Below are 26,946 nucleotides of genomic sequence, written 5' to 3' on the forward strand. Positions count from 1 at the left end.
CTATTTTTAAGATTTTTTATATATAATTTTCATTTTTATTTTGCGTTCGTAGCTCAGCTGGATAGAGCATTTGATTGCGGTTCAAAAGGCCAGAGGTTCGAATCCTCTCGAGCGCGCCATATTTAAACTTCTTGATTGTAATAACTCTTTTTGCTAAAATATCTAAATAAAAATAACAACTAAAGAATAATTCATGAAAAAAAATACTATTACAGAAGCTTCTATTTATGAAGCACAGGGTCTTAAAAATGAGGCTTTAGAAATCTATAAAAATATATTAAAAAATGATCCAGAAAATCAAAATGCTATTGATGCTATACGAAGACTTAGTGGATTAAGATCAAAACACGCGGATTTAAATACTCAAATGCTTGATTTTTTTATTATGATGCAAAGTGATGAAGAAATTAATGAATTTAAAAGGTGGTTGATAAGAATATGAATATTGAAGATCTAGCTAAAAAAACAATTAATGAAATCAGTATAGAAATTAAAGAAAAAGAAAGACAGCAAAATATTTTAGAAGAACAACAAAAAGAAATAAATTATCAAAATAGGTTGCATGAGACTCATGCTAGAGAGCTTAAAGAAGAATTGCCTAGTGTCGAGGAAATTTCTATACAAGATCAAAATGATGAAATTAAAAACGATATCTTGGAAAATCAAATTAAAGAATTTAAGAGTCAAGAGCTCTTACAAGAAGATAAAGAGCAAGAAAATGATAATTCTTTAAAAAATAAATTGCAAACTAGTGAAATTTATGATTACATTGAAGAAAAAAAAGAAGATGTATTGGAAAAAAAGGAAAATTTAACTTATCAAGACGATATTTTCTTAAAAAATTTACGAGAGAGAATTTTGGTTTTATTTGAAGGCTTAAATAGTGTAAAAAAAGATAAAATAGAACAAAAATTAACATTAACAATAAATTTTTTAGAGTTTTTGCTTGCAAAAATTGAAGATAAACTTAAAAAATAATCCTGATATTAAATTTATAGCGAATTTTTTAAAGCCTTATACAAAAAGAGCATATTTAGTAGGCGGAAGTGTAAGAAATTTATTATTAAATCTTCCATTGAATGATTATGATATAGAGCTTTATGATCTTACTTGTTCTCAGTTTGATGCAATTATGCAAGAACTAGGAGCCAATGGTTTTGGTAAGAATTTTTTTGTTTATAAATATAAAAATTATGATTTTGCTTTGGCAAGATATGAAAATAAAGTGTCTAAAGGACATAGAGGATTTAAAGTTAGTATTTGTCAAGTGGAAAAAGACGGGGCAAAAAGAAGAGATTTCACTTTTAATGCTTTAATGATTAATATCTTTAATGGTGAATTTTTAGATTTTTATGGTGGATATAATGATCTTAAAAACAAAATTATAAGACATATAGATCCTAAAAGTTTTAAAGAAGATAGTTTAAGAATTTTAAGAGCTATTGTTTTTGCTGCAAGATTTAATTTTCTTATCGCTAAAGAAAGTTTAGAATTAATGAAAGATATGGACATAAGTGATCTTAACTTAGAGCGTATCAATGCAGAACTTTATAAATTTTTTAAAGCAGAGAATTTAGCATTAGGTTATAAATATATACAAGATTTAAATTTAGAAGAAAAAATTTTTTATCATAGTTTTAGTGATAATAAATTCGAAAAATTACTTAGAAGTGCTAGAGAATTTATAAAAGATGAGGCTTTATTTTTATATCTTTATTTAAATTATTTTAAGATAGATTTTAATACTTTTTTTAAAAAAAGTAAATTAAAAAAAGAATTATTATTAAAAGCCAAAGAAGAATATTTTGAAAATAAAATAAATAATTTTGAACTTTTAAAAATTGCATTAAAAAGGCCTTTAAATTCTTGGCTTGGTCTTTGGGATAAAGAAAGAATAGCAAAGGCAAAAAAATTACAAGTGTATGATAAAAAAATTATAATTAATATTGATATAGATAAATTTTCTAAAGGCAATTTAAGTGGTAAAGATTTAGGAAGATTAATACAAAAAGAAAAAGAAAAAGAGCTTTTAAAATATTTGCAAAGGATTGAATAATGAAATATATTTTAAAAATTAGCACAAAGGATCAAAAAGGTTTAGTTTATAAAATTTCTCAAATTCTTTTTGAAAATAATATTAATATTATTAAAAATGATGAGTTTGTAAATGAAGAAATGTTCTTTTTTAGAGGTCTTTTAGAGGGAGAATTTAACAAAGAAAAATTAGTTGATGGTTTAAAATTTATAATGCCTTATGATTCTTCTATCGAGCTTTATGAAAAAAGAAAAAAGAATATTATTGTTTTTGTAACAAAAGAAAGTCATTGTTTGGGTGATTTGCTTATAAGACATTTTAGTAATGAACTTGAAGCAAATATTAAAGCTGTAATTTCAAATTATAATATTCTTAAACCATTAGTGGAAAAATTTGATATTCCTTATCATACATTTTCTACAACCGATAAAAATAAAGATGAGCAAGAAAAGGAAGTTTTATCTTGTTTAAAAAATTATGATTTTGATTATTTGGTTTTAGCAAAATATATGAGAATTTTATCACCTCATTTTGTTAAATGTTATGAGGAAAAAATCATTAATATCCACCATTCTTTTTTACCTGCGTTTATCGGAGCAAATCCTTATAAACAAGCCTATGAAAGAGGGGTTAAAATTATAGGAGCTACGGCTCATTTTGTAAATGATTGCCTAGATGAGGGTCCTATCATCACTCAAGATGTTTTACCAATCAATCACGAATATACTTGGAAAGAAATGCAAAAAATAGGTAGAGTAATAGAAAAAAATGTATTATCCAAAGCTCTTGATTTAGTTTTTGAAGATAAAGTTTTTATTTATAAAAATAAAACTATTGTATTTTAAAGCTTGAAATTCATCAAGCTTTATTTTTTTAGAAGCGATAGCCAATTCCTGCTAAAAATATCTGATAGGTTTCATCATAAAAATTAATATCATTATTTTCTTTTTTAAGAATATAAGTAGCATACGAGTAAAGATTTTTATTATCCAAGAAGTTATTTTTAACAACTTTTAAATTAAATTTTATCTCATTTCCAGAAGCTTTTTTATTATAAAGCACGTTTGTTTTTTTGGCCTCTATTTTATTAAAAGCTATTTCAGGAGATAAAATATAATCTTGCATAAAAGGATGATTTATTCCAGCACTAACTCCATATCTTGAAAAGCTTTGTGCTTTACCATCTGCATCGTTGTAATCATAATTTATACCCGCATTGAAAAAAGAATAATTATATTTTAATTCAATTTGATGAAAATATCCTTCACGTTTTAAAGAATTATATGGAATTAGTTCTTTATCAATTTTATTTTTTGCAAAAAGATAGCTTAAATTTATATTTTGTAAAGCATCAATTTCATAGCTAGTCCCCAATTTAATACCAAATTTACTTACATCAGTTTCTTCTCTGTTTTGTTTTATAAGATAAGGATTAGCATAAGCTTTTTCTCTTAATGAGCTAACAAATGCGAAAGAAGAGGTAAATTTTTCTAAGTATGCTCTTTCATAACCTAAAGAAATGCCACTAATATCTCTTCCATTGTAATTTTTTAAAAAAAGTCTATCATTATCAATCAAACCGCCATAATAAAGTTCAAATCCTAAGAGCATACTTGCATCAGTGCTAGAGTGAGGATTTTCGTTGATGCTATTTATATAGTCACGATCAGCTAAAGGTGAAAGGTTGCTTTTGATATCTCTAATACCAAATCCAAGTGAAATATTTCCACTAAAACCTTGGTTAAAATCTGCTGCGCTTAAGAATAACGGAATAAAGCACAAGGATAATAATATTTTTTTCAATTTTTTCTCCTTCTAGTTTTGAAAATAAAAAGGGGTAATGTTAATGAAATTTGTATTAATTTCATATAAATTTATTTTAATTTGTTAAAATTTTGGTATATAAAGTTATTCAAAGGTTAAGAATTGATGAAAAATCAAGAATATTTTGACTTAGATTTAGAAAGAGCTATTTTAAGTACTTGTTTATATAGCGAAGATGCTTATGCTAGTATAGCTGGAGATATCGAAGTAAAAGATTTTAGTTTAAAAGCGCATCAAGATATTTTTAAGGCTATTATTGCTTGTGTAAATGCTAATAGTCCTATTAGTGTAAGTTTTATTAAAAAATACAATAAAAATATCGATGAAGATATTTTAAATGAAATTATAGCAACACCTACCATGATTGATTTGATTGCTTATGTGAATGAGCTTAAAGAAAAATCAATCAAAAGACAACTTTTAAATTTTGCTTATCTTTTACCAAGTCGTATTAATGAAGAACGTCCTGTCAGTGAAATTTCTGATGAAATTGGTAAAGAAATTTTTAATTTAACCAATAGAATAAATTCTAATGACATTAAAAGCTCAGAGATTGTTATAAGTGAACTTTTGGAAGAATTTAAAAAACAAAAAAGCTTAGAAGATAAAGGATTGATAGGGCTTGATACTGGATTTTATGAACTTAATTCTATGACTAAGGGTTTTAAAGGAGGGGAGCTTATTATTGTTGCGGCAAGGCCAGGTATGGGCAAAACAACTTTATGTTTAAATTTTATAGAAAAAACCCTAAGGCAAAATTATGGAGTGGTAATGTTTTCTTTAGAGATGCCAGCCGTTCAGATTATGCAAAGAATGCTTTCTGCAAAAACTTCCATTCCTTTGCAAAAAATTATCACTGCTGATTTAAATGATAATGAATGGGATCGTGTGGGTGATGCTTGTAATGATTATGTGGAGAAAAAATTTTATATTTACGATAGTGGTTATATAACAATCACAGATGTAAGAGCCATTTTAAGACGTCTTAAATCGCAAGAAGAGGGAATAAAGCTTTGTGTGATAGATTATATAGGACTTATGATGAGCAATTCTAATTTTAATGATAGGCATTTACAAGTAAGTGAAATTTCAAGAGGGTTAAAACTTTTAGCTAGAGAACTTGATATTCCAATTATTGCTTTATCTCAATTAAATCGTTCGTTAGAAAGTAGATCTAATAAGCGTCCAATGTTAAGCGATTTAAGAGAAAGCGGAGCAATAGAACAAGATGCTGATACAATTTTATTTGTATATAGAGATGAAGTTTATAGAGAGCAAGAAGAAAAAGAAAGAGAAAATAAAGCTAAAGCCGAAGGAAAAGCTTATCAAAGAAATTTTATGCCAAATCCTCTACAAGAGAGTGCTGAAATTATTGTAGGGAAAAATAGAAACGGACCAGTAGGAATGTGTGAAGTTTTATTTTTAAAAGATAAATCTTCATTTGCTGAAAAGCCAAGATTTGAAAGTGTTGAATTTAATGGTTGATTATAAAAAAGGGTTTAAAATGAAATTAAGTGAAATTGCTGATTTTTTAAGTTTGGATTATAAAGGGGAGGATTTAGAGATTAAAGCTTTAAATTCTTTATTAAGAGCTAATTTTATGGAACTTACTTATTGTGATGGAGAAAAAAATATTAAAGATATAGCAAATACAGGTGCTGGTGCTATTTTAATAGCAAAAGAATATGAGCATTTAGTTCCTAAACATACAAAAGTTTTAATAAGCTCTAATGCGCACCTTCATTTTGCTTTTCTAAGTAAAATTTTTGCCAATAGTTTGATTTCAGATGTTAAAGAAAAAAAACAACAGATTGCAAAAAGTGCGAAAATTATGCCAAATGTATATCTTGGAAATAATATCCTCATAGGAGAAAATGTTATTATCATGGCAGGAGCTTATATAGGGGATAATGTAGAAATAGGCGATGATACTATTATCCATCCTAATGTTGTAATTTACAATGATACCAAGATAGGTAAAAAATGTCATTTGCTTGCAAATTGTGTTATAGGAAGTGATGGTTTTGGCTATGCACATAATAAAAATGGCGAACATTACAAAATTTATCATAATGGCAATGTAATTTTAGAAGATTTTGTAGAAATTGGAGCTTGTACAACTATAGATCGTGCAGTTTTTGATAGCACAGTTATTAAAAAAGGAACAAAAATAGATAATCTAGTTCAAGTTGGTCATAATTGTCATATAGGTGAAAATTGTATTATAGTAGCACAAAGTGGAATTTCTGGTTCTAGTGAGCTTGGACGCAATGTTATCATGGGTGGACAAAGTGCAACAAGCGGGCATTTAAAGATAGGAAATTTTGCAACTATTGCAGCAAGAGGAGGAGTGAGTAAAAACCTTGATGGAGGAAAAGTTTATGGGGGTTTTCCTATAATGCTTCAAAAAGATTGGCTTAAACTTCAAGCAAAAATTGCTTTAAAATTTAAAGAAAAATAATGCTTTAGCTTTAAAGCAGTTTTTTTCTTTCATAAATTTTTCTTATTTTTAGATCTAAATTAAAACAAGTTTTGAAAAATACAGGCACGACAAGCAAGGTTAAAAGAGTTGAACTTATAAGTCCAAAAATAACGCTGATTGCCATAGGAGAATTTGCTTCATAACCTGAACCTTTAAAAAGAGCAAGGGGTAACATGGCAAAAATCATAGCAAAAGTAGTCATTAAAATAGCTCTAAGCCTTGATTTGCCAGCAAAAATTAAAGCTTCATCAGGATCTAATCCTTCATGACATTTTTTATTGGCTAAATCCACAAGTAAAATAGCATTTTTACCTACCATACCAAAAAGTAAAATAATGGCAATTAAAACAAAAAGAGAAAAATTATGACCAGTGAGAAAAAGTCCAAGACATGCTCCACCAAAAGCTAAAGGCATGGTAATCATAATAATTAAAGGCAAAATTAAACTTTCATAAAGTGCTGCTAATACAAGATAGATTAGAATAAAACCTAGAGTAATAGCAAAAATAAAGCCATCAATTGTTTCTCCTAAAAGATTGATAAAACCTGAAAAGGCATAGTTTAGATTGTCTTTTCCTAATATAAAATCCATATTTTTGAGTATTAAATTTTGAACTTCTCCTAAGGAGATATTATTAACCCCTGCTGTAGTTTTGATGCTACGATTTTTATTGTAATGATGGATTGATTTAATATCTTCTTTGTATAAAAAATCTACCACACTAGAAAGATCAAGATCTATGCCTTGATTATTTTTAATGTGTATTTTTTTTAAAGAATCTATATCTTGCTTAAATTTAGAATCCAAACTTATAACAATATCATCTTTTGAATTAGCTCTATCCATACTTCCTATAATTAAATTGTTAAAAGAATATTTTAAAATTTCAGCAACATAATAAGGATTTACATTTAAAAGTTTAGCTTTTTCTTGGTTGATAAAAAGTGCTATTTCTGCTTTTTTTGCATTAGAGTCATCATCTATATCTACTATAGCTTTATTTTGTGATAAAACTTCTTTTGCTCTTAAAGTGGCTTCTTTGATTTTATTTAAATCATCTCCTAAAACTAAAAATTGCACAGGATCGTCAATACCAGCTCCATCTATTTTTGGTATTTCTAAAACTTTAATATTAAGATTATTATCTTTTAATAATGTTCTATATCCGCTAATAATGGTTTTTTGTCTTTCTTTTCTTTCTTCTAGGGGTTTTAATTTGATATAAATTTTTGCTTTTGATGCTTCTTTGGCATCATTGTGGCCTACTAATAAATAAGCATAATCAACTCTTTTATCTTGTTTAATTTGATTTAAAATTTTTAAAGATTTATCTTTCATAGCTTCTAAACTAAGATCTTGCTTGCTTTCGATAAAAACTTGAAATTCGCTATCATCTTCCATAGGCAAAAAATCAAGTCCTATTTTAAGAGCTAAAGCAAAGCAGGATAAAAGAAAAATAAAAGTAATAACAATAAAACGAATTTTGTTTTTTAGTATTTTATAAAGTAAATTTTTATAAAAGTCTTCTATTTTTATAAAAAAAATCTCACTTTTTTGATGAAAACTACTTTCTTTAGAATTTAAAAATCTAGCACTTAAGCTTGGTATTAAAAGTATAGAAACTAAAAAGCTTATAATAACTCCTGAAGCAACGCTAATGCCTAAAGCATTAAAAAAAAGCCCTGAAATAGAGTTCATGTAAGAAATAGGCACAAAAACGCAAAGTAAAACAACGCTGATACTTAATATGCTAAAACCAATTTCTTTAACACCTAAGTAAGAAGCTTCTAAAGCAGAGTAATTTTTAAGCTTTTTAGTGATATTTTCAATTACAACTATAGCATCATCAATAAAAATTCCCATACTTAAAGTAAGAGCTATAAAAGTAAGACGATTTAAATCATAACCTAAAATATTTATAATAAAAAAAGTCGCTATAATGGAGGTAGGAATAGCAACAAAAGCTATAATAGTAGCACTTAAATTTCTTAAAAATAAAAATACTATAATTAAGGTTAAAAAAACTCCAAAAATCATATCAAAAATTACTTGATTTAAATGTTTTATTATGTTTGCACTTTTATCATAGAGGATATTAAATTCTATATTTTTAGGCAATTCATTTTTTAAATTTTCTAAAGCTTTTTTAACATTTTTAATCATTTTTAAAGCATTATAATTGCTGATTTTATTGATTTCTAGTAAAACTCCATTATCTTGAAAAAAGGCGATTTGTTTTTGGTTTTCATATAAATTTTCAATTTTTGCAATATCGCTTAAAAAAACTCCTGGATAAATTCTTATTTTTTTTAGCTCATCAATTGTTTTTGCTTCAAAATATCCTTTGAGTATAAAATTGTTTTCTTTATTTTCAAGTTCTCCTAGACCTTGTTTAAAATTCTGATTTTTAATAATATTTGCAACTTCTAAAGCATTAAGATTATATTTTTGTAATTTATTTATATCAAGCTGTATTCGAATTTGTGGTTTTGAAAATCCTATAGCATTAATTTTTCCTACTCCATCAATCCTTTGTAAAAAAGGTTTAACTTTATCTTCAATGATTTGCATGAGTTCTAAAGAATTGTTGGATTTAAAAAATAAACTTATATTTGCCCCAGAATCAGAAGAGATTTTTTCTATTTCAATTTTAGCATCAAGGGCTAAAGTTCCTAGCTTATCTCTTACATCATTAGCAGCAACTTCTAAATTTTTATCAAGTTTAAATTCTGCAAAAATAACACTAAAATTATCATAGCTTGCAGAAGATAGGGTTTTGAGTCCATCTATCTCACTTATAGCGTTTTCAAGCTCTTTTGTGATTTTGCTTTCCATATAATTTAAATCCCCATTTGCTTTTGCACTTATTTTAATAAGCGGGATATTTACATTTGGAAATAAGTTTACATTCATGGTAAAAGCAGAGAATAAACCAAATATTACAAGGGCTAAAAAAAACATTAAAGTGGCAATAGGTCGGTTTATGGCAAATTTATACATTTTTAATCTTTGATGATGATTTTACCTTCGCCAAAAAGCCCTGGTGTTAAATTTTGTGCTTTTGCTTCTGCGTAAATTTTTCTTGTTTTTATATCTATGCTTGGATAAATAAGCGAAATTTTTCCTTTAAATGTTTGTTCTTTGCCTTCTATTTTATAGATAAATTCTTGATTCAATTTTACTTCGTCTTTATATTTTTCATCAAAACTAAGTATAAGTTTTACTTCTGGATAAGAAAAAATTTTAAATAAAATTTGATTTACCCCAGCCACTCCTTCGCCCACTTGAATAGTTTTATCAGAAATAATGCCATCATAAGGGGCTTTAAGAATTTTTTTATCTATTAAATTTTTATAATAAGCTATATTAATTTTTGCTTTTTGAAGTTCTAAGTTAGCTATATTAAATTCAGTTTTAATATCTTCATAACTTTGTTTATCGATAAAATTTTGAACTTGAGTAAATTTAGTCATTTTTGATTTTATATTATTAAATTTAGCTAAAGCTAACTTATAATCATTTTGTGCATTTTGTAAAGCAATTTCTTCTTTGCTTGTATCAAGGCTTAATAATACATCGCCTTTTTTTACATGATCTGAAATTTTTACTTTAATTTCTTTAACTATGCCTATGCTTTCTAGACTTAATTTGCTTTGATTTAAAGCTTCAACATTAAAACTTGCATAAAGTTCTTTAGCTATAAGTGTATAAAAACTTATAATTAAGCATATAATAATTTTCATTTATAAAACCTTGTTTTTTATATCAATTCCTGCTAAGAAATAATAATTTGCTTTAGTAATTTCAAGCTCATTTTTGGCTAATTCTAAATTGCTAAAGGCTTTAAACTTTTCTTCTAAGGCTTCTAAATACTCTATGTAAGAACAAAGTCCCGCAGAGTATTTTTCATTAACCACTTTAAAAGCTATTTCGCTAGCTTTTAAGGCATAGCTTAAAGCATTAATTTGTTCTTTTAGGATATCTAAATTTTTTTGGAGATATTCTAAATTTTGTTCATTTTCTCTTTTGATTAGATTAGCTTTAGCATTTGCAATTTGAACTTCTAGCCTTTCTTTTTCCACTTCTTTGCTTCTTTGATTAAAATCAAAAATTTTCCATTGCATTCCAATAATAAATTGATTGCTTTGAGCATGCTCTTTAAAAAAATCATTGACTAAATTTTGATAAATGGAGGGAATTTTTGGATTATAATTGTTTTTATAAAATATAAAATTATTTTGTAAAAATATTTTAGGCAAATAGCTTGATTTTGCAATTTTTAATTTTTCATTGGCCTGATTAATCTGTTCTTTGGCTATTAAAAATTCTAGGTTATTGTTTTTAAAATCTTTGCTTGGATCCTTTAAAAAATTTAATTTATCTGGGGTAAAATCTTGTGTGGTTAAAATTCTTATATCTTTTTTAATTTCTTCTAATTTTAATAAATTTTTAGAAAGTTCAAGTTTAGCTAAATGATATTTTGCATTAATGCTTTCAAGTTCATTTTGTGAGCTAAGTCCTACTTTGTAAAATTTTTTTAATCTTTGCAAAGTGTTTTCTAAAAATAACTCTTTTTGTTCGCTAGATTTAATGATAGCCTTAAGACTTTGATAATTAAAATATAAAGTTGAAGCTTTAAGGGCCAGATAATTTTTACTTTGCCCCTTGCTTAATTGTGTAATATTTTTTTTAAATTTTAAAGAATTAATTAAAGCTTCTCTTTTGCCTCCATCATACAAAAGAAAATTAAGGCTTAATTTTGTATAAAAACTTTCTTGAGGATCTGTGATAAGGCGATCTTTATTAAGAGCCACATATCCTATATCCAAATTTAAATTTGGCATATAGGATGAAGTTAAGCTTTGAATTTCAAAAGAACTTTGCATATTTTGCATAGTCTTAATTTGATATTGTTCATTTTTTAAGCTTAACTCAATAAACTCTTTTAAATTTGATGCAAATAAAATTAAAGGTAAAAAAATAATAAAATATCTCATTGTAACCAGATCGGTTAAAATATTATTTACTTTACCATTTGTAAGATAAACTTAAACTCGCTCTAATTCCTTCTCCATAATAACAACTATAATAACAAGAACTAACATATTTTTTATTAAAAATATTATCTATATTAAGCTTTGTTTGCCATTGTTTATAGTTAAACACTACCCCTGTATCATAAAGAGTGTATGAAGGAATCTTAAGACCTTTATTTCCGGCTTCATCTGTGCTAGATCCTACATATCTTACTCCAAACATTGTTTGAATAGAACTTTTATTATCAAGTGCAAAAGTATAAATCAAGTAAGATGATAATGTATTTTTAGGCATTTGTGGAGTTCTAATTGTTTCTATGGTATTTAAATCCGTATTTGTTTTAATATAATATGTATAAGCTAATAGCCAATTTAAAATATCATTAAAGTGAATATTTGAGTTAAATTCTACACCTTTTGAAATTTGTTTTCCACTTTGAATAGAAGCAAAACTTCCGCTAGGTGCATTTATGAGAGCATTTTTTTCTTTGAGATCAAAATAAGTAAGATAAAATTCAGCATCTATAAAATAAGGAAGATATTTAATACCTGTTTCATATTGTCTTCCTTCATAAGGTTTATAATTATTTCCATTGCCATCATTTCCTGCTATAGGTCTAAAAGATTGTGAGTAATTGATAAAAGGCATTAATCCTAAATCATCAAAAACATACATTATACCACTTTGCAAAGAAGTGTGATTGACATTATAATCACTTTTTGCTCCAAAGCTTTTTGAATCACTTTTTGCTTTATCAAAGCGTAAACCTGCATTGAAAATAAAATTATCTATTTTGACTTTATCTTTAAGGTATAAGCCAAGTTGGGATTGTTTGACTAAATAAGTTGGAACATCACTTTTGGTTTGCGGGGTATAATCTGGATGAAAAATATCTACATCGCTTGCCATTCCATAGCCATATTTACCTCTTACATAAGCGTATTGGTAATCAACTCCGGTAATAAGATTATTTTCTATAATTCCAAATTTTTTTGTGTAATTTAATCTATTATCTATAGTGTGCGTTCTTGCTATACCATCAACAATTACAGAAGATCTTTTGGCTTTATTTGAATTGGATGGATCAAGAGAAGAAAAACTAACAGAAAATTGATCTTTATTTTCCATATTGAATTTATAATTTTGACTAAAATATAAATCATCATTTAAATAATGAATAAATTCATAACCTAAAGAAACTTGACTTCTTTTTAGATAATCACTAAAAGGGGAGCCCAAATTTGTATTAGGATCTATATAGCCATTTGGGGTATTAATAAGTGTGCCATAAGCTGGAAAAAAAGCTGTTGTTGGAACTCCTTGATCGTATTGAAAACTTGATAAAAGAGTTAAAAATGTTTGTTCATTGATTTCTATATTTAAACTAGGGGCTATATAATAATGCTCTTGCCATGTTTTATCAACTTGTCCATTTTCTCTTTGATAATTACCCACCAATCTAAAATAAGTATTATCTTTTAAAAATTGATCATTTACATCAAAAAATATTCCATTTTGTTGTAAATTTCCAACTTTAACTCCAACTTCAGCAAAGGGTTTTTTTTGTGGTCTTTTGCTAATGAGATTAATAATCCCACCGCTTTGTGATGAGCCATAACTTATTGAATCAGCTCCTTTTATAATTTCAATTTTTTCTAAACCATAAATGTCAGGAGAAAAACCAAAATATCCTCCTTTATAAATAGCTGTTCCATCTAATGTTAAAGTCGCATCAAAACCTCTTAATTTAAGCCAATCTGTAGTATCAAGATCAGATCCATAAGGTTGGGATAAAAATCCACTTTCATAACGTATAATTTCATCTAATTGAGTAAAACCCATTTTTTCAATGGTATCTGAGTCAATAACGGTTATATTTCTTGGATTAAGATAATCAACTTCTTTGCCTTTTTCTACACTTCCTACTATACTAATTTCATCTAAATTCCCAACTTCTTGTGCTAAAGCCAAACTCGCACTTAAAGATAATATTACTAATTTTGAAATTTTCATTATTTTCCTCAATAAAAATTTATAATTATGAGAGTTAATCTCATTATTAAAAAAATATTGTATAATTTTATTTTTTAAATAAAACTTATTAAGTTTTTGTTACAATTAAAATTTGAATTTTTCGATGAAGAAAGTAATTTATGGCATTGCTTAAAGCGGTTGATTTAGAATTTAGCAAAGAAAAAAAACATATTATTTATCCTTGTTCGCTTTCTTTTGAAAGTGGGAAAATTTATGCTCTAATGGGACATAATGGATCTGGAAAATCTACTTTATTAAAAATTTTAGCAAAACAGATCAAAATTCAAAAAGGACAAGTTTTAATTGATAAAAAAGATATAAAGTGTTTTTCATCTAAAGACTTTGCTAAAAAAATAGCTTATTTGCCTCAGCATTTACCTCATTTGTATCATATTAGCGTTAAAGAGCTTGTAAAAATGGGACGTTTTTCTTATGAAAGTTTTATCAAAAAACAAAATGATGAAGATATTATTAATGAAGCTATGAGATTAACCAATATTGATTATATGAGCAATGAAGATATGCAATTTTTATCAGGAGGGGAAAGAACAAGAGCTTTTTTAGCAATGCTTTTAGCACAAAAAAGTAAATTCTTGCTTCTTGATGAGCCTTTAGCTGCTTTAGATATAGCTTATAAATTTGATATTATGAAACTTATTGCCAAAATAAGCAAAGAGCTTGATATAGGAGTGATTATTATTTTACACGATATTAATCTTGCAGCTTGTTATTGTGATGAGATTATTGCTTTAGAAGAAGGAAAAATTATTTTTCATGACAATAATTTAGAATTCATGAAAGAAAAAAATATTAAAAGAATTTTTAAGATAGAAAATACTATCTTAAAACATCCTAAAAAAAACTCTTTGGTAGCTATTTTTTAAATGTTAAAATTTTTTTTAATATTTTTATTAAGCTTTAGTCTTTTTTCCAAAGAATTAAAAGTAATTTCACTTGATTGGACTGCGGCTGAAACTATGATGTTATTAGGATATCCTATTCAAGCAGTAGGAGATAAAAAAAGTTATAATACTTGGGTTAAGGAACCTCGTTTGCCAAATAATATTTTAGATTTAGGATTAAGAGTTAAACCAAATTTAGAACAAGTTATAATGTTAAAACCTGATATTTTAATTTCTTCTTCTTTATTTTCATTTAATAATCATTCTTTGCGAAAATATACTAAAATTTATAATATAGATTTTTATAAAGAAGGCGATCTTTATGAGAATATCAATAATGCTGTTTTACAGCTTGGAGTTATACTTTCAAAAGAAAAAGAAGCACAAGTACTTATAGAAAATACAAAAAATATTTTAAAAGAAATTAGCACTCAAATTAAATCCAAAGATAGACCCTTGGCTATTGTGCAATTTATTGATCCTAAGCACTTAAGAATTTACACAAATCATAGTATATTTGGACTTGTTTTAAAAGAACTTGGATTAAAAAATGCTTATAAAAAAGAAGTTAAAAATGTTTGGGGTGTTGATAATATTTCATTTTTAAATCTTTTAGAACTTCCTCAAAATACAAAAATAGTTATTATAAAACCTCACCCTTTTAACATAAAAAAAGAATTCAAAAATAATCCTTTTTATCAAAAAATACCTTTATTTGAAGATTATATAGAATTAGATCCTATTTGGAGTGCAGGAAGCTTATTAAGCATAGAGCGTTTTGCAAAGTATTTAAAGGATAATTTAAAATGAAAAAAATTATTTTTTCATTAGTGTTTTTGTTTTTAATCTTATTATTTTTAGTATCATATTTTGAATTTTTAAATTTAAAAAATTACCACAATGATTTATTTGTTTTTATTTTGAAAAATTATATCCTTAGTAGAGTAGGGGTGTGCTTTATTTGCGGTATATTGCTTTCTTTAGCCTCTTTGCTTTTGCGAAAAATTATGCACAATATCTTAGTTAGCGATACAACTTTAGGCGTTTCTTCAGCTTCTGGATTTTTTTTATTATTGGCTAGTTTGTTTTTTCCTTTTTTTTATGAAAATTTTAAAATTATTATAGCTTTTATTGGAGCTATTATTATTTTGATACCTATTTTTGTTTTGGGATATAAAAAAAGATTTAATAACGTAAGTATTATTTTATTAGGTTTAATGAGCTCTTTATTTTTTAGTGCTTTAATTTCATTATTTATTCTTTTATACCCAGAAGAAAGTAAAACTTTTTTATTTTATAATAGCGGCTATTTTACACAAAATGGCTTGAAAGATTTTTTTCAAATTGCTTTTTTTTCTAGTATAGGGTTTGTTTTTCTTTATTTTTTTTCTGCTTCTTTTAAGGTTTTAACTCTGGGGGATATTGTTGCAAAATCTCTTGGAATTAATGTAATATTAAGCAAAATAATTACTTTAGCACTTAGTGCGTATTTTATAGCTTTAGTTATTTCTTTTGTAGGATCAATAGCTTTTTTAGGTTTATTTGCAAGTATTTTGATACATCAGTTTAAATTTGATGATATAAAAACAGAATTTTTATTTTGTTCATTAATAGGGGGATTTTCACTTTTAAATATTGATTTAATTTTACAACTTTTACAACTTTTAAAAGATATCAACTTGCCAACAGGAAGTGTGGTATCTTTTTTAGGGGTGCCTTTATTAATTTATATTATTTTTAAAAAAATAAAAATTTATCCCAATAACAACGATTTTTTAGATGGAAATTATTTTTTTGTTTCTAAATATATTTTATTTGGTATAGGTTTTATTTTATTAGTCTTAATTTTTATAGTGAATTTATACTTTGATTTTTCAAATTTAAGTATAAATTTTATAATTTCAAAAGAAATTATTGATTTAAGATTTTATAAACTTATTATTTTGGCGTGTAGTGGAGCTTTAATGGCGATTGTAGGCTTTATTTTACAACGTTTAAGTTTTAATACTATGGCTTCAAGTGAATTCTTGGGTATAAATTCTGGTGCTAGTTTAGGAGTGCTTTTTGCTTTATGGTTTGTACCATTTCTTATATGGCCTTTAGCATTGATTGGAGCCTTAATCGTTTTATTTTTATTAATTTTTCTTTATTTTGTAAAAAAAATCAATATACAAAAAATTATTTTGCTCGGTGTTTGTATTATGTTTTTGACTGATTCTTTTTTTAAATTGGTTTTATTAAGCGCAGATGTAAGAGTTTATAGTTTTTTAGCTTTTACTCAAGCTGGAATTTTAAATGCCGATTCTACAAATGCTTTAATTATATGTATTTTTACATTTGTTTCTTTTTTAATTATCCCATTTTTTATTCGATGGCTTAATGCTTTACGCTTGGGAGAAATTTGCGCAATGAGTATCGGACTTGATCTTTTTAAGATAAGAATTATTCTGCTTATTTTCTGTGCATTAATAAGTGTATTAATTGTTTTAAATACTGGTCCTTTTAGTTTTGTAAGCTTGTTAGCCCCACATCTTGCTAATTTGTTTTTTGTTCAAAATATAAAAATTAAATTATTTTTAGCAACACTCATTGGAGCCTTAGTAATGCTTTTGGCTGAATTTCTATCAAAAATCTTTACATTTCCTTATGAAATTCCTTTAGGTATTATTGCAACTTTATTAGGTAGTGTATATTTTATTTTTATGGTGAGAAAAAACTAATGAAAACTTTTTTATTTTTATTTCAAAAATATAAATTTTATTTTTTTTTACTTTTTATGCTAAATATTTTTAGCTCTATTATGGGAATTTTTGTTTTAACCTATATTAACTCTTATGTTCTTAAATTTTATAATGATTATTTTGTGCTTTTTATTTTTTTTCTTTTGGTATTAATTTTTTTATTAAGTTCTATAATAGCCCAATTTTTTTTAACTCGTTTTGGTCATCATTTTGTTTTTAGATTGCAAAAATTCTTTCTTAAAAGAATTTTAGATACAGAAAATTTAAAAATCTTAGAACTTGGAAAAGCTAAAATTTTAGCTAGTTTAAATAACGATATTAAAAATATTTCCTTTGGGATTATGCGTTTGCCTGAAATGTTACAGGGATTTTTATTTGCTTTTTGTGCTAGTGTTTATATCTTTTCTTTAAATTCTTTAATTTTTCTTATTGTTTTTTTATGGTTATTGACTGCTTTTTTAATCAGCCATTTTATAGTTAAATACGTTTATTACTATCTTGATCTGGTTAGAGGCAATGAAGATATCTTGCAAAAAGACTATCAAGTAGCAATAGAAGGTCATAAAGAATTAAATTTAAGCATAAAAAGAACTAAATTATTTTATGAAAAAGAATTTAAAACTCATGCAAATTCAAAATGTATCAATGCTATCAAGGCTGATACTTTGCATAATCTAGCTAACAATCTTTTAAATGCTATGATTTTAGCTTTGGCTGGTTTAATTATTTATTTATCTTTATCATTTTCTTGGATGCAACTTAATGAGGCTACTATGGTAGTTTTTATTATTTTATTTATAAGGACACCTTTGATTTCTGCTATAGGAGCACTTCCTATGGTTTTAAATGCAAAACTTTCTTTTGATAAGATCAATAGATTAAACCTTGCTTTTTATGAAGAAGATTTTAAAGAAACAAAAGAAGATTTTTCTTCTTGGAAAAATATAGAATTAAAAAATATTAGTTTTAATTATCCTAACTCTTCTTTTGCTTTAAAAAATATAAATTTCACAATAAATCGAGGAGAACTTATTTTTTGTATCGGAAAAAATGGTAGTGGCAAATCAACTCTATCTTTAATATTATCAGGAATTTTAAAAACTTATCAAGGAGAAATGAGAATAGATAATATTTTATTAAACGAAGAAAATATTCATATTTATAGAAAAGAAATTGGCGTTGTTTTTTCTGAATTTTTTCTTTTTGATAAGGTTGTTTGCGAAGATAAAGAAAAAGAAAATTTATCTTATTGGTTGGAAATTTTAAATTTAAGTCATAAGGTAAAAATTCAAGATTTTAATCTTTCAACCACTGCATTATCACAAGGGCAAAAAAAACGTCTTGCTTTATTTTTAACCCTTATGGAAGGAAAAAAATTTTTAATTTTAGATGAATTTGGAGCCGATCAAGACCCTGTTTATCGAAATTTCTTTTATACTAAACTTCTTCCTTTGCTTCAAAAGCAAAATTATACTATTTTTGCCATTACTCATGATGATAAATATTTTTATTTAGCAGATAGGGTTATTTTAATGAAAGAAGGTATTTTAAAAGAATTAAATCAAGAAGAAAGAAAAGAGTTGGATAAAAATATTTTTGAGCAAATTTGAAATTATTGTTTTTAAATTGTTCTTTTGATAAAATTAAATTTTATAAAAAATATTTAAGGTATGAAAAATTAATGCAAAATATTAGAAATTTTTCAATTATAGCTCATATTGATCACGGAAAAAGTACATTAGCGGATAGAATTATTAGCGAATGTGGAGCTATTAGCGATAGATTAATGAGTAATCAAGTTATGGATACTATGGATATAGAAAAGGAAAGAGGTATTACTATCAAAGCGCAATCTGTGCGTTTGGAATATACTTTAAATAATCAACAATATATTTTAAATTTAATAGATACGCCAGGCCATGTTGATTTTTCTTATGAGGTTAGTAGATCATTAGCAAGTTGCGAGGGAGCTTTGCTTGTGGTTGATGCCACTCAAGGTGTTGAAGCGCAAACCATAGCTAATGTGTATATTGCTTTAGAAAATAACCTTGAGATTATTCCAGTGATCAATAAAATTGATCTTCCTTCAGCTAATATAGAAAAAGTAAAACATGAAATAGAACATATTATAGGTATAGATTGTAAAGAAGCAATCTGCGTAAGTGCAAAAACAGGTCAAGGTATACAAGAGCTAATAGAAGCAATTATTACTAAAGTTCCAGCACCAAAAATTAATAACGAAGCACCCACAAAAGCTTTAATTTATGATTCTTGGTTTGATAATTATTTAGGTGCTTTAGCTTTAGTAAGAATTTATGAAGGGCAAATTGCTAAAAATGATGAAATATTAATCATGAGCACAAATAAAAAACATTTAGTTCAAGATCTTTTTTATCCTCATCCTCTAAGTCCCATCAAAACAAAAACTTTAAATTCAGGTGAAGTGGGAGTTGTAGTTTTAGGCTTAAAAAATGTAAGCGATGTTCAAGTTGGTGACACAATAACCCTTGTAAAAAATAAAGCTAAAGAACCTATTTCTGGCTTTGAAAAAGCAAAGGCTTTTGTTTTTGCAGGGCTTTATCCTATAGAAACGGATAAATTTGAAGATTTACGAGATGCTCTTGATAAATTAAAACTCAATGATAGTTCTATTACTTATGAGCCAGAAACTTCTTTGGCTTTAGGTTTTGGTTTTAGAGTAGGCTTTTTAGGGCTTTTACATATGGAGGTGATCAAAGAAAGACTTGAAAGAGAATTTAATCTTGATCTTATTGCTACTGCGCCAACTGTAACTTATGAAATTTATCAAACAGATGGAACAATATTAAAAATTCAAAATCCAAGCGAACTTCCACCGGTTAATAAGATTGATTTTATTAAAGAACCTTATGTTAAAGCTACAATTATAACACCTAGTGAATTTTTAGGAAATTTAATCACTCTTTTAAACCGCAAAAGAGGGGTTCAAGTAAAGATGGATTATATCACCACTCAAAGAGTTTTGCTTGAATATGATATACCTTTAAATGAAATAGTTATGGATTTTTATGATAAATTAAAAAGTCTTACCAAAGGTTATGCGAGTTTTGATTATGAGCCTATTGAATTTAGAGTAGGAGATCTTGTTAAACTTGATATTAAGGTAGCGGGTGAAAATGTTGATGCACTAAGTATTATTGTTCCAAATGAAAAAGCGCTTTCAAAAGGAAGAGAGCTTGTAAAAGCTATGAAAGAAATAGTTCCTAGGCAGCTTTTTGAAGTGGCTATTCAAGCTAGCATTGGAAATAAAATCATAGCAAGAGAAAATGTAAAATCTATGGGAAAAAATGTTACTGCAAAATGTTATGGTGGAGATATTACAAGAAAAAGAAAACTGCTTGAAAAGCAAAAAGAAGGTAAAAAAAGAATGAAAGCTATTGGAAAAGTGCATCTACCACAAGAAGCATTTTTAAGTGTTCTAAAAATTGATTAATAATTAAAATATTTAATTTTATAAAAGTTTTTATTTTTTATATATTTAAAAAATGGCTTGAATTTTGCTTAGTTTTTAAATACAATTAAAATTATAGAAAGTTAAGGAGATATGATGTTTATTAGGCTTGTGATTTTTATAGCAAGTATTTTTATCTTAAGTGCTTGTGCAAATCGTCAAGATACTTTTGCTCAAGTAAATCAAATTTCTAAAAATTTAGACTGTAGTTCTTGTGAAAGTCCAAGTGGATTTGAAGCCAAAATCAAAGGACTTTTATATATTAGTGATGTAGGGATTGAGTGTTGTGCAAATAAAAGAACTCTTGATACTGGTGTAGCTTTAAAAAAAGTTTATTTACATAGATTTTATGATTTAAATGAGGATAAAAAAACCTTATTAGTCAATGATCAAAAATATTTTGTTGATGCTAAATTTAATGCTATTTTTTATATTTATCTAAAGCAAGAACTTGAATCTAGAGGAATTGTAGTATTAGAAAATAACAATGATAATTCCCCTTATGTAACAAAAGTTGATTTAGCTTTTATTGATTATAATTCTAAAAAAGATTCTACTGGACTTCATTCTAGATTAGTTGGTGTTTTATCCCTTTATGATGTAAATAAAAATAGAAAATTTACCATACGCACAAAACAGGATGTTCAAGGTTTTGATAATTTAAAAGAAATTACTTTTTATACCCATCTTTTAATTAAACAAATGGCTAATAAAGCTGCAAGTATTATTGCTTCGCTTTGAAATGTTTTAATTGCGGGGAATTTACTCTTTTAGGATTTTGCGATAAATGTAAAAATAACTTAAAAGAGTTTTCCTTAGGTGTGAGAGTCCTTGATAAAAACTTTAAAGTTTATTCTTTTTATAAATACGAACAGATTAAACATCTTTTATATTCTAAACATCATTTTTATGGGTATTTTGTTTTTAATATGCTCGCAAAATTAAGTTTTAAAAAATTTAAAAATTTTTTTAATCCAGATTTAAAAATTAATGCTATAGCCTTAGATGATAAGGTTGAAAATATGCTTTATTCTCATTCAGCAATTTTGCTTAGATATTTAAAAAGTAAAAGTATTCAGCCAATTTATAGTGCACTTCATGCTAAATCTAATGTAAAATATTCAGGAAAAAATATACAGTTTCGTCAAAAAAATAAAAGAAATTTTAAACTATTGAAAAAAATTAATCATCCTGTTATTTTAGTTGATGATATTGTAACTTCTGGCTCTAGTTTATTAGAAGCTAAAGAGCTTTTAGAAAAAAATAAAATTTTTGTTCTTTTTGCACTTGTTTTAGCTGATGCAAAAGAATAATTTGATACAATAGTGTTTTTTGGCTTTAAGGATTTTTATGGAAAATATTTTTAACAAAGATTCTGATATTGATCTTATTGATATAGAAAATTCTATCAAAAGTAGCTATCTTGATTATTCTATGAGTGTTATTATAGGTCGCGCTTTGCCTGATGCTAGAGATGGCTTAAAACCTGTTCATAGAAGAATTTTATACGCAATGAATGAACTTGGTGTGGGCAGCAAAAGCAAACATAAAAAATCAGCACGCATTGTAGGGGATGTAATCGGTAAGTATCATCCTCATGGAGATAGTGCCGTTTATGATGCTCTTGTAAGAATGGCTCAAGATTTTTCTATGCGTTATCCAACCATAGATGGACAAGGAAATTTTGGCTCTATTGACGGAGATAGTGCTGCTGCTATGCGTTATACTGAAGCTAAAATGACAATTTTAGCAGAAGAGCTTTTAAAAGATATTGATAAAGATACAGTTGATTTTATTCCAAATTATGATGGAACAACTAATGAACCAGATATACTGCCTTCTAGGGTTCCAAATTTATTACTCAATGGATCAAGCGGTATTGCAGTGGGTATGGCAACAAATATTCCTCCGCATAGTTTAAATGAGTTAATAGATGCAATTTTGTATTTAATTGATCACAAAGAAGCAAGTTTAGAAGAGTTAATGCAATTTATCAAAGGTCCTGATTTTCCAACTGGTGGTATTATTTATGGAAAAAAGGGGATTATAGAGGCTTATAAAACAGGTAGGGGTCGTGTTAAAATTCGTGCTAAAACGCATATAGAAAAAAAGGTTAATAAAGACATTATAGTTATTGATGAACTTCCTTATCAAACAAATAAAGCAAGACTTATAGAACAAATTGCTGACTTGGTTAAAGAAAAACAAATTGAAGGAATTTCAGAAGTTAGAGATGAAAGTGATAGAGAAGGGATACGTGTTGTTATAGAGCTTAAACGTGAAGCAATGAGTGAGATTGTTCTAAATAACCTTTTTAAATCTACAACAATGGAAAGTACTTTTGGTGTAATTATGTTAGCAATTCATAATAAAGAACCAAAAATATTTTCTTTAATAGACCTATTAAATTTATTTTTAACACATAGGAAAACAATTATCATTAGAAGAACAATTTTTGATCTTCAAAAAGCAAGAGCTAGAATGCATATCTTAGAAGGCTTAAAAATAGCATTAGATAATATTGATGAAATTATAGCGTTGATTAAAAATAGCCCTGATAATGCAAAAGCTAAAGAGGAATTGATTGCTAGATTTAATTTAAGCGAAATTCAAGCAAGTGCTATTTTAGATATGAAACTTGGACGCCTTACAGGACTTGAAAGAGAAAAAATTGAAAATGAGTTAAAAGAGCTTATTTTGGAAATAGATAAATTAGAAAAAATTCTAAAAAGCGAAGTTTTATTAGAAAATTTAATTAAAGAAGAACTCAAAGAAATAAGATCCAAATTTGATGTTCCAAGAATTACTCAGATTGAAGATGATTATGATGATATTGATATTGAAGATTTAATACCAAATGAAAATATGGTTGTAACTATAACTCATCGCGGTTACATTAAACGTGTGCCAAGTAAACAATATGAAAAGCAAAAGCGTGGCGGCAAAGGAAAACTTGCAGTTACCACTTATGATGATGATTTTATAGAAAATTTCTTTACAGCAAATACACACGATACATTGATGTTTGTAACTGATCGCGGTCAACTTTATTGGCTTAAAGTTTATAAAATTCCTGAAGGAAGTCGAACAGCAAAAGGAAAGGCTGTTGTAAATCTTATCAATCTTCAAGCTAATGAAAAAATTATGGCTATTATTCCTACTACAGATTTTGATGAAAGTAAATCTTTATGTTTCTTTACTAAAAATGGTATAGTAAAAAGAACAAATCTAAGCGAATATCAAAATATTAGAAGCGTTGGAGTAAGAGCTATTAATCTTGATGAAGATGATGAACTTGTTACTGCTATTATTGTTCAAAGAGATGAAAATGAAATTCTTGATAAAAATGATGAAAAAGCTATACAAGAAGAAATTAACACTTTAGAAGAGAATTCAGAATTAAGTGATAATATCCAAGGAAAAATGCTTTTTGCTGTGACTAAAAAAGGTATGTGTATTAAATTTCCTCTTGCTAAAGTTAGAGAAATTGGTCGCGTAAGTCGAGGTGTGACCGCAATTAAATTTAAAGAAAAAAATGACGAATTAGTTGGAGCTGTTGTTATAGAAAATAATGAGCAAGAAATTTTAAGTATAAGTGCAAAAGGTATAGGCAAAAGAACTACTGCTGGAGAATATAGACTTCAAAGCAGAGGTGGAAAAGGCGTTATCTGTATGAAACTTACAGATAAGACAAAAGACTTAATTAGCGTTGTAATTGTAGATGAGACCATGGATTTAATGGCTCTAACAAGTAGCGGAAAAATGATACGCGTAGATATGCAAAGCATACGAAAGGCTGGAAGAAATACAAGTGGAGTTATAGTTGTAAATGTAGAAAATGATGAAGTTGTTAGTATAGCAAAATGTCCAAAAGAAGAAAGTGAAGAAGAAGATATAAATTTAATTTTGGAATAGTTTTTGCTTTTTAATTTAGAATTACAATATATTGAAGGTGTATATATGAAAAATTTATTTTTTGTGCTTGTTATAGCAATGGTTTTTGGTGGATGCGTTCCTAATACAACAAAAATGAACAATACAGCTGCAACAAATAACACTGCTGCAAATAATAATCCAGATATTATTGTTCAAAAAGTAGATAAAGATGATGTAAGAAATATCATCAAGGAAGAAAAAATGCTAGCACCTGATGTTAGCGAAACAGAACTTAGTTTCACAGCTGTTGGAGAAGGAATAGCTCCTTTAAATACTGTATCATCAGCGCAAGCTTTAGCACTTGCTAAAAGAGCTGCAATTACAGATGCTTATAGACAACTTGCAAGCAAACTTTATGGAGTGAAAGTAAATGGTAAAGATACAGTAAAAGATGCTATGTTGAGAAGTTCAACAATTACTGCTCAAGTTAATGGACTTATAAAAAATGCAAGCGTAATTGATGAGAGCTTTAATCAAGGACTTTATCGAGTTAATGTAGAACTTAAAATAGACGCAGACAAGTGGAAAGAATTATTTGCTTATTAATTTTATTAAATTTAAGATTATTTGCCCAAGATGAATTTATATTTTGGGCTGAACTTTCTAGTAGAAATTTAGTTCTTTTTCATCAAAGTCAAAATATATCTTTGGCAATGACAAAAAGTGATAATTTTTTTAGTGATTTTGTGTGCGAGCTTCCTTATACTCAAAAAGACTATATTAAATTTCCAAAAAATTCTTTAGGACTAATCGATGAAGATATGCCAAAAAAAATTAAATTGGATTTTTTAAATTCTCATAAAAATGAATTAAGTGAATGCTTTATAGGGGCTAAAATTCAAATAAAAAGTTTTACTCAAACAAATCTTTTAAAAGCTCAAAATGAAATTTATATAAAAATTTTACCACTTCGCTTTAGTGTTGATTTTGGTTCAAATAGTGCACTGATTTATTATCTTAGAAAAAAATAAAACATATCAACAGATAAACTTTCTAAATCTTTAATTAAAATATAAAATAGTTAGCAAAAAGTATATTTTCTATATTTAAAAATATTGTTTTAAATATAGAAAATAATTAAAAAAATTAATAAAAACTTAATTTTACCTTTTTTAAAGTTCTATTTTGCTAATATCTAAAATAAAATTTATAAAGGTTGATTATGAATTTAGTTATAGTCGAAGATGATATCAATATGCGAAAATCTCTTGAAATTGCTTTGGCTGAATATAAAGAATTTACAATCAAATCTTATAAATCTGCTACCGAAGCTCTAAAAAAACTTGATGACAATGTAGATTTAATTATTACAGATATTAATATGCCTGGTATGGACGGACTTGAATTTATAAAAGCTTGTCAAAATAAATATGATTTCATCATAATGACGGGTAATGCTACCTTAAATCGTGCTATTGAGTCGGTAAGGCTTGGAGTGAAAGATTTTTTAACTAAACCTTTTGATGTCGAAACATTAATACAAGCCATCAAAAGAGCTAAGGTTATCCAAGAAAAAACAAAAAAAAATCCAAGAAAAAAAGAAAATTTAAATAATGACACTAAGGATTTTTTTGCTACTTCTAAAAATTTGGAGAAAGTTTTAGATTTGAGCTTAAAGGCAGCTAAAACAGATGCCTCTGTCATGCTTTTTGGAGAAAGTGGAGTTGGAAAAGAAGTATTTTCAAGATATATTCATAAAAATAGCAAAAGAGCTAATATGCCTTTTGTAGCCATTAATATGGCTGCTATTCCTTCAAATTTAATAGAAAGCGAACTATTTGGTTTTGAAAAAGGAGCATTTACTGATGCAAATGCATCTAAAATAGGACTCTTTGAGTCTGCTAATGGTGGAACACTTTTTTTAGATGAAATTGGAGAAATGCCTTATGAAATTCAAGCAAAACTTTTAAGAGCATTACAAGAAAAAGAAATTACAAGATTAGGATCTACTAAAAGCATTAAAATTGATATTAGAATTATTTGTGCAACAAATGCCAATCTAGAAGAAAAAATTCAAAAAGAAGAATTTAGATCTGATTTATATTATCGTTTAAATACCATTCCTATTAATATTCCTCCTTTAAGAGAAAGAAAAGAAGAAATACTTGATATTGCTAATAAAATTTTAGAAAATACTTGCAAGGAATATGATTTTAAAAATAAAAAATTTTGCAAAGAAGCCAAAGAAGCTTTGCTTAATTATGATTATCCAGGAAATATTAGAGAGCTAATTTCTATTGTTCAAAGAGCTTGTATTTTAAGTGAGGGTGATGAAATAATAGCTCAAGATCTTTTTTTAGAGGCTAGAAAAGTAAAAAAAGAAATTAAAAACCTTGAAAAAGATTTAATTAGCGAAGTTCTTCAGAGTGTTGATTTCAATGCACAAGAAGCTGCTGATATTTTAGGAATGAAAATTTGTATCTTAGAAGAAAAAATTCAAAAATATAATATAAAAAAAGGATAA

General features: G+C 26.6%; 22 protein-coding genes and 1 tRNA gene. 18 read left to right on the forward strand and 5 right to left on the reverse strand.

What is annotated here, in order from left to right:
• Positions 1-42: 42 nt before the first annotated feature.
• The 5 genes from DU473_RS00175 to purU all read left to right on the forward strand — a co-directional run bounded on the left by DU473_RS00175 (position 43) and on the right by purU (position 2,880).
• Positions 43-119 (forward strand) — tRNA-Arg (locus DU473_RS00175).
• Positions 120-193: 74 nt separating this feature from the next.
• On the forward strand, positions 194-442 hold the full coding sequence (locus DU473_RS00180) for a hypothetical protein (RefSeq protein ID WP_131163278.1): 249 nt from the start codon (positions 194-196) through the stop codon (positions 440-442).
• Entirely contained in the window at positions 439-978 is a 540-nt protein-coding gene (locus DU473_RS00185; protein ID WP_131166056.1) for a CiaD-like domain-containing protein, read from the forward strand. The genes DU473_RS00180 and DU473_RS00185 overlap by 4 nt, the downstream gene beginning before the upstream one ends.
• Positions 947-2,056, forward strand: a complete 1,110-nt coding sequence (locus DU473_RS00190; protein WP_131186342.1) for a tRNA nucleotidyltransferase/poly(A) polymerase family protein — start codon at positions 947-949, stop codon at positions 2,054-2,056. The genes DU473_RS00185 and DU473_RS00190 overlap by 32 nt, the downstream gene beginning before the upstream one ends.
• Positions 2,056-2,880 carry a formyltetrahydrofolate deformylase gene (purU, locus tag DU473_RS00195; protein WP_131186343.1) on the forward strand — a complete coding sequence of 275 codons (825 nt, stop codon included), beginning with the start codon at positions 2,056-2,058 and terminating at the stop codon, positions 2,878-2,880. Before DU473_RS00190 ends, purU begins: the two co-directional genes overlap by 1 nt.
• A gap of 28 nt (positions 2,881-2,908) precedes the next feature.
• Here purU and DU473_RS00200 read toward each other — a convergent pair whose 3' ends face one another.
• Positions 2,909-3,838 (reverse strand): DUF2860 family protein, encoded by a 930-nt coding sequence (locus DU473_RS00200; protein ID WP_131186344.1) that lies wholly within the window; start codon positions 3,836-3,838, stop codon positions 2,909-2,911.
• Between the two features lie 126 nt (positions 3,839-3,964).
• Here DU473_RS00200 and DU473_RS00205 point away from each other — a divergent pair, with 126 nt between their 5' ends.
• Both DU473_RS00205 and lpxD read left to right on the forward strand, forming a co-directional pair.
• Entirely contained in the window at positions 3,965-5,344 is a 1,380-nt protein-coding gene (locus tag DU473_RS00205) for a replicative DNA helicase (RefSeq protein ID WP_131186345.1), read from the forward strand.
• A 19-nt stretch (positions 5,345-5,363) separates the two neighbouring features.
• Positions 5,364-6,320: a UDP-3-O-(3-hydroxymyristoyl)glucosamine N-acyltransferase gene (lpxD, locus tag DU473_RS00210; protein WP_131163284.1), complete on the forward strand. Its 957-nt coding sequence runs from the start codon at positions 5,364-5,366 to the stop codon at positions 6,318-6,320.
• A 10-nt stretch (positions 6,321-6,330) separates the two neighbouring features.
• Here the strand turns inward: lpxD and DU473_RS00215 are convergent, their stop codons facing one another.
• From DU473_RS00215 to DU473_RS00230, 4 genes are read right to left on the reverse strand one after another with little or no spacing between them, the layout of a single operon-like run.
• Positions 6,331-9,342 carry an efflux RND transporter permease subunit gene (locus tag DU473_RS00215; RefSeq protein ID WP_131186346.1) on the reverse strand — a complete coding sequence of 1,004 codons (3,012 nt, stop codon included), beginning with the start codon at positions 9,340-9,342 and terminating at the stop codon, positions 6,331-6,333.
• A 2-nt stretch (positions 9,343-9,344) separates the two neighbouring features.
• Positions 9,345-10,085, reverse strand: a complete 741-nt coding sequence (locus tag DU473_RS00220) for an efflux RND transporter periplasmic adaptor subunit (protein WP_131166062.1) — start codon at positions 10,083-10,085, stop codon at positions 9,345-9,347.
• A complete protein-coding gene (locus DU473_RS00225) occupies positions 10,086-11,339 on the reverse strand; it encodes a TolC family protein (RefSeq protein ID WP_131166063.1) in 1,254 nt (417 codons plus the stop codon).
• A gap of 31 nt (positions 11,340-11,370) precedes the next feature.
• Positions 11,371-13,392 (reverse strand): TonB-dependent siderophore receptor, encoded by a 2,022-nt coding sequence (locus DU473_RS00230; protein ID WP_131186347.1) that lies wholly within the window; start codon positions 13,390-13,392, stop codon positions 11,371-11,373.
• A 140-nt stretch (positions 13,393-13,532) separates the two neighbouring features.
• Here DU473_RS00230 and DU473_RS00235 point away from each other — a divergent pair, with 140 nt between their 5' ends.
• From DU473_RS00235 to DU473_RS00285, 11 genes are all read left to right on the forward strand, one after another.
• Entirely contained in the window at positions 13,533-14,297 is a 765-nt protein-coding gene (locus tag DU473_RS00235) for an ABC transporter ATP-binding protein (RefSeq protein WP_131163289.1), read from the forward strand.
• Positions 14,298-15,125, forward strand: a complete 828-nt coding sequence (locus DU473_RS00240) for an ABC transporter substrate-binding protein (RefSeq protein ID WP_131163290.1) — start codon at positions 14,298-14,300, stop codon at positions 15,123-15,125. It begins immediately after the preceding gene.
• Positions 15,122-17,035, forward strand: coding sequence for an iron chelate uptake ABC transporter family permease subunit (locus DU473_RS00245; RefSeq protein WP_131186348.1), 1,914 nt, complete (start codon positions 15,122-15,124; stop codon positions 17,033-17,035). The genes DU473_RS00240 and DU473_RS00245 overlap by 4 nt, the downstream gene beginning before the upstream one ends.
• Positions 17,035-18,666: an ATP-binding cassette domain-containing protein gene (locus tag DU473_RS00250; RefSeq protein ID WP_131163292.1), complete on the forward strand. Its 1,632-nt coding sequence runs from the start codon at positions 17,035-17,037 to the stop codon at positions 18,664-18,666. Before DU473_RS00245 ends, DU473_RS00250 begins: the two co-directional genes overlap by 1 nt.
• A 71-nt stretch (positions 18,667-18,737) precedes the next feature.
• Positions 18,738-20,528, forward strand: a complete 1,791-nt coding sequence (lepA, locus tag DU473_RS00255) for a translation elongation factor 4 (protein ID WP_131166068.1) — start codon at positions 18,738-18,740, stop codon at positions 20,526-20,528.
• Between the two features lie 114 nt (positions 20,529-20,642).
• Entirely contained in the window at positions 20,643-21,287 is a 645-nt protein-coding gene (mapA, locus tag DU473_RS00260; RefSeq protein ID WP_131166069.1) for an outer membrane lipoprotein MapA, read from the forward strand.
• Entirely contained in the window at positions 21,284-21,859 is a 576-nt protein-coding gene (locus DU473_RS00265) for a ComF family protein (RefSeq protein WP_131166070.1), read from the forward strand. The genes mapA and DU473_RS00265 overlap by 4 nt, the downstream gene beginning before the upstream one ends.
• A 37-nt stretch (positions 21,860-21,896) precedes the next feature.
• Complete coding sequence (gyrA, locus tag DU473_RS00270; protein WP_131166071.1) at positions 21,897-24,461, forward strand: DNA gyrase subunit A; 2,565 nt, start codon at positions 21,897-21,899, stop codon at positions 24,459-24,461.
• A 45-nt stretch (positions 24,462-24,506) separates the two neighbouring features.
• On the forward strand, positions 24,507-25,028 hold the full coding sequence (flgP, locus tag DU473_RS00275) for a flagellar assembly lipoprotein FlgP (RefSeq protein ID WP_131166072.1): 522 nt from the start codon (positions 24,507-24,509) through the stop codon (positions 25,026-25,028).
• Entirely contained in the window at positions 25,004-25,453 is a 450-nt protein-coding gene (locus tag DU473_RS00280) for a hypothetical protein (protein WP_131163298.1), read from the forward strand. Before flgP ends, DU473_RS00280 begins: the two co-directional genes overlap by 25 nt.
• A gap of 191 nt (positions 25,454-25,644) precedes the next feature.
• Positions 25,645-26,946 (forward strand): sigma-54-dependent transcriptional regulator, encoded by a 1,302-nt coding sequence (locus DU473_RS00285; RefSeq protein ID WP_131163299.1) that lies wholly within the window; start codon positions 25,645-25,647, stop codon positions 26,944-26,946.

The sequence above is a fragment of the Campylobacter novaezeelandiae genome (assembly GCF_004323845.1).
In the GTDB taxonomy this organism is placed as follows: domain Bacteria; phylum Campylobacterota; class Campylobacteria; order Campylobacterales; family Campylobacteraceae; genus Campylobacter_D; species Campylobacter_D novaezeelandiae.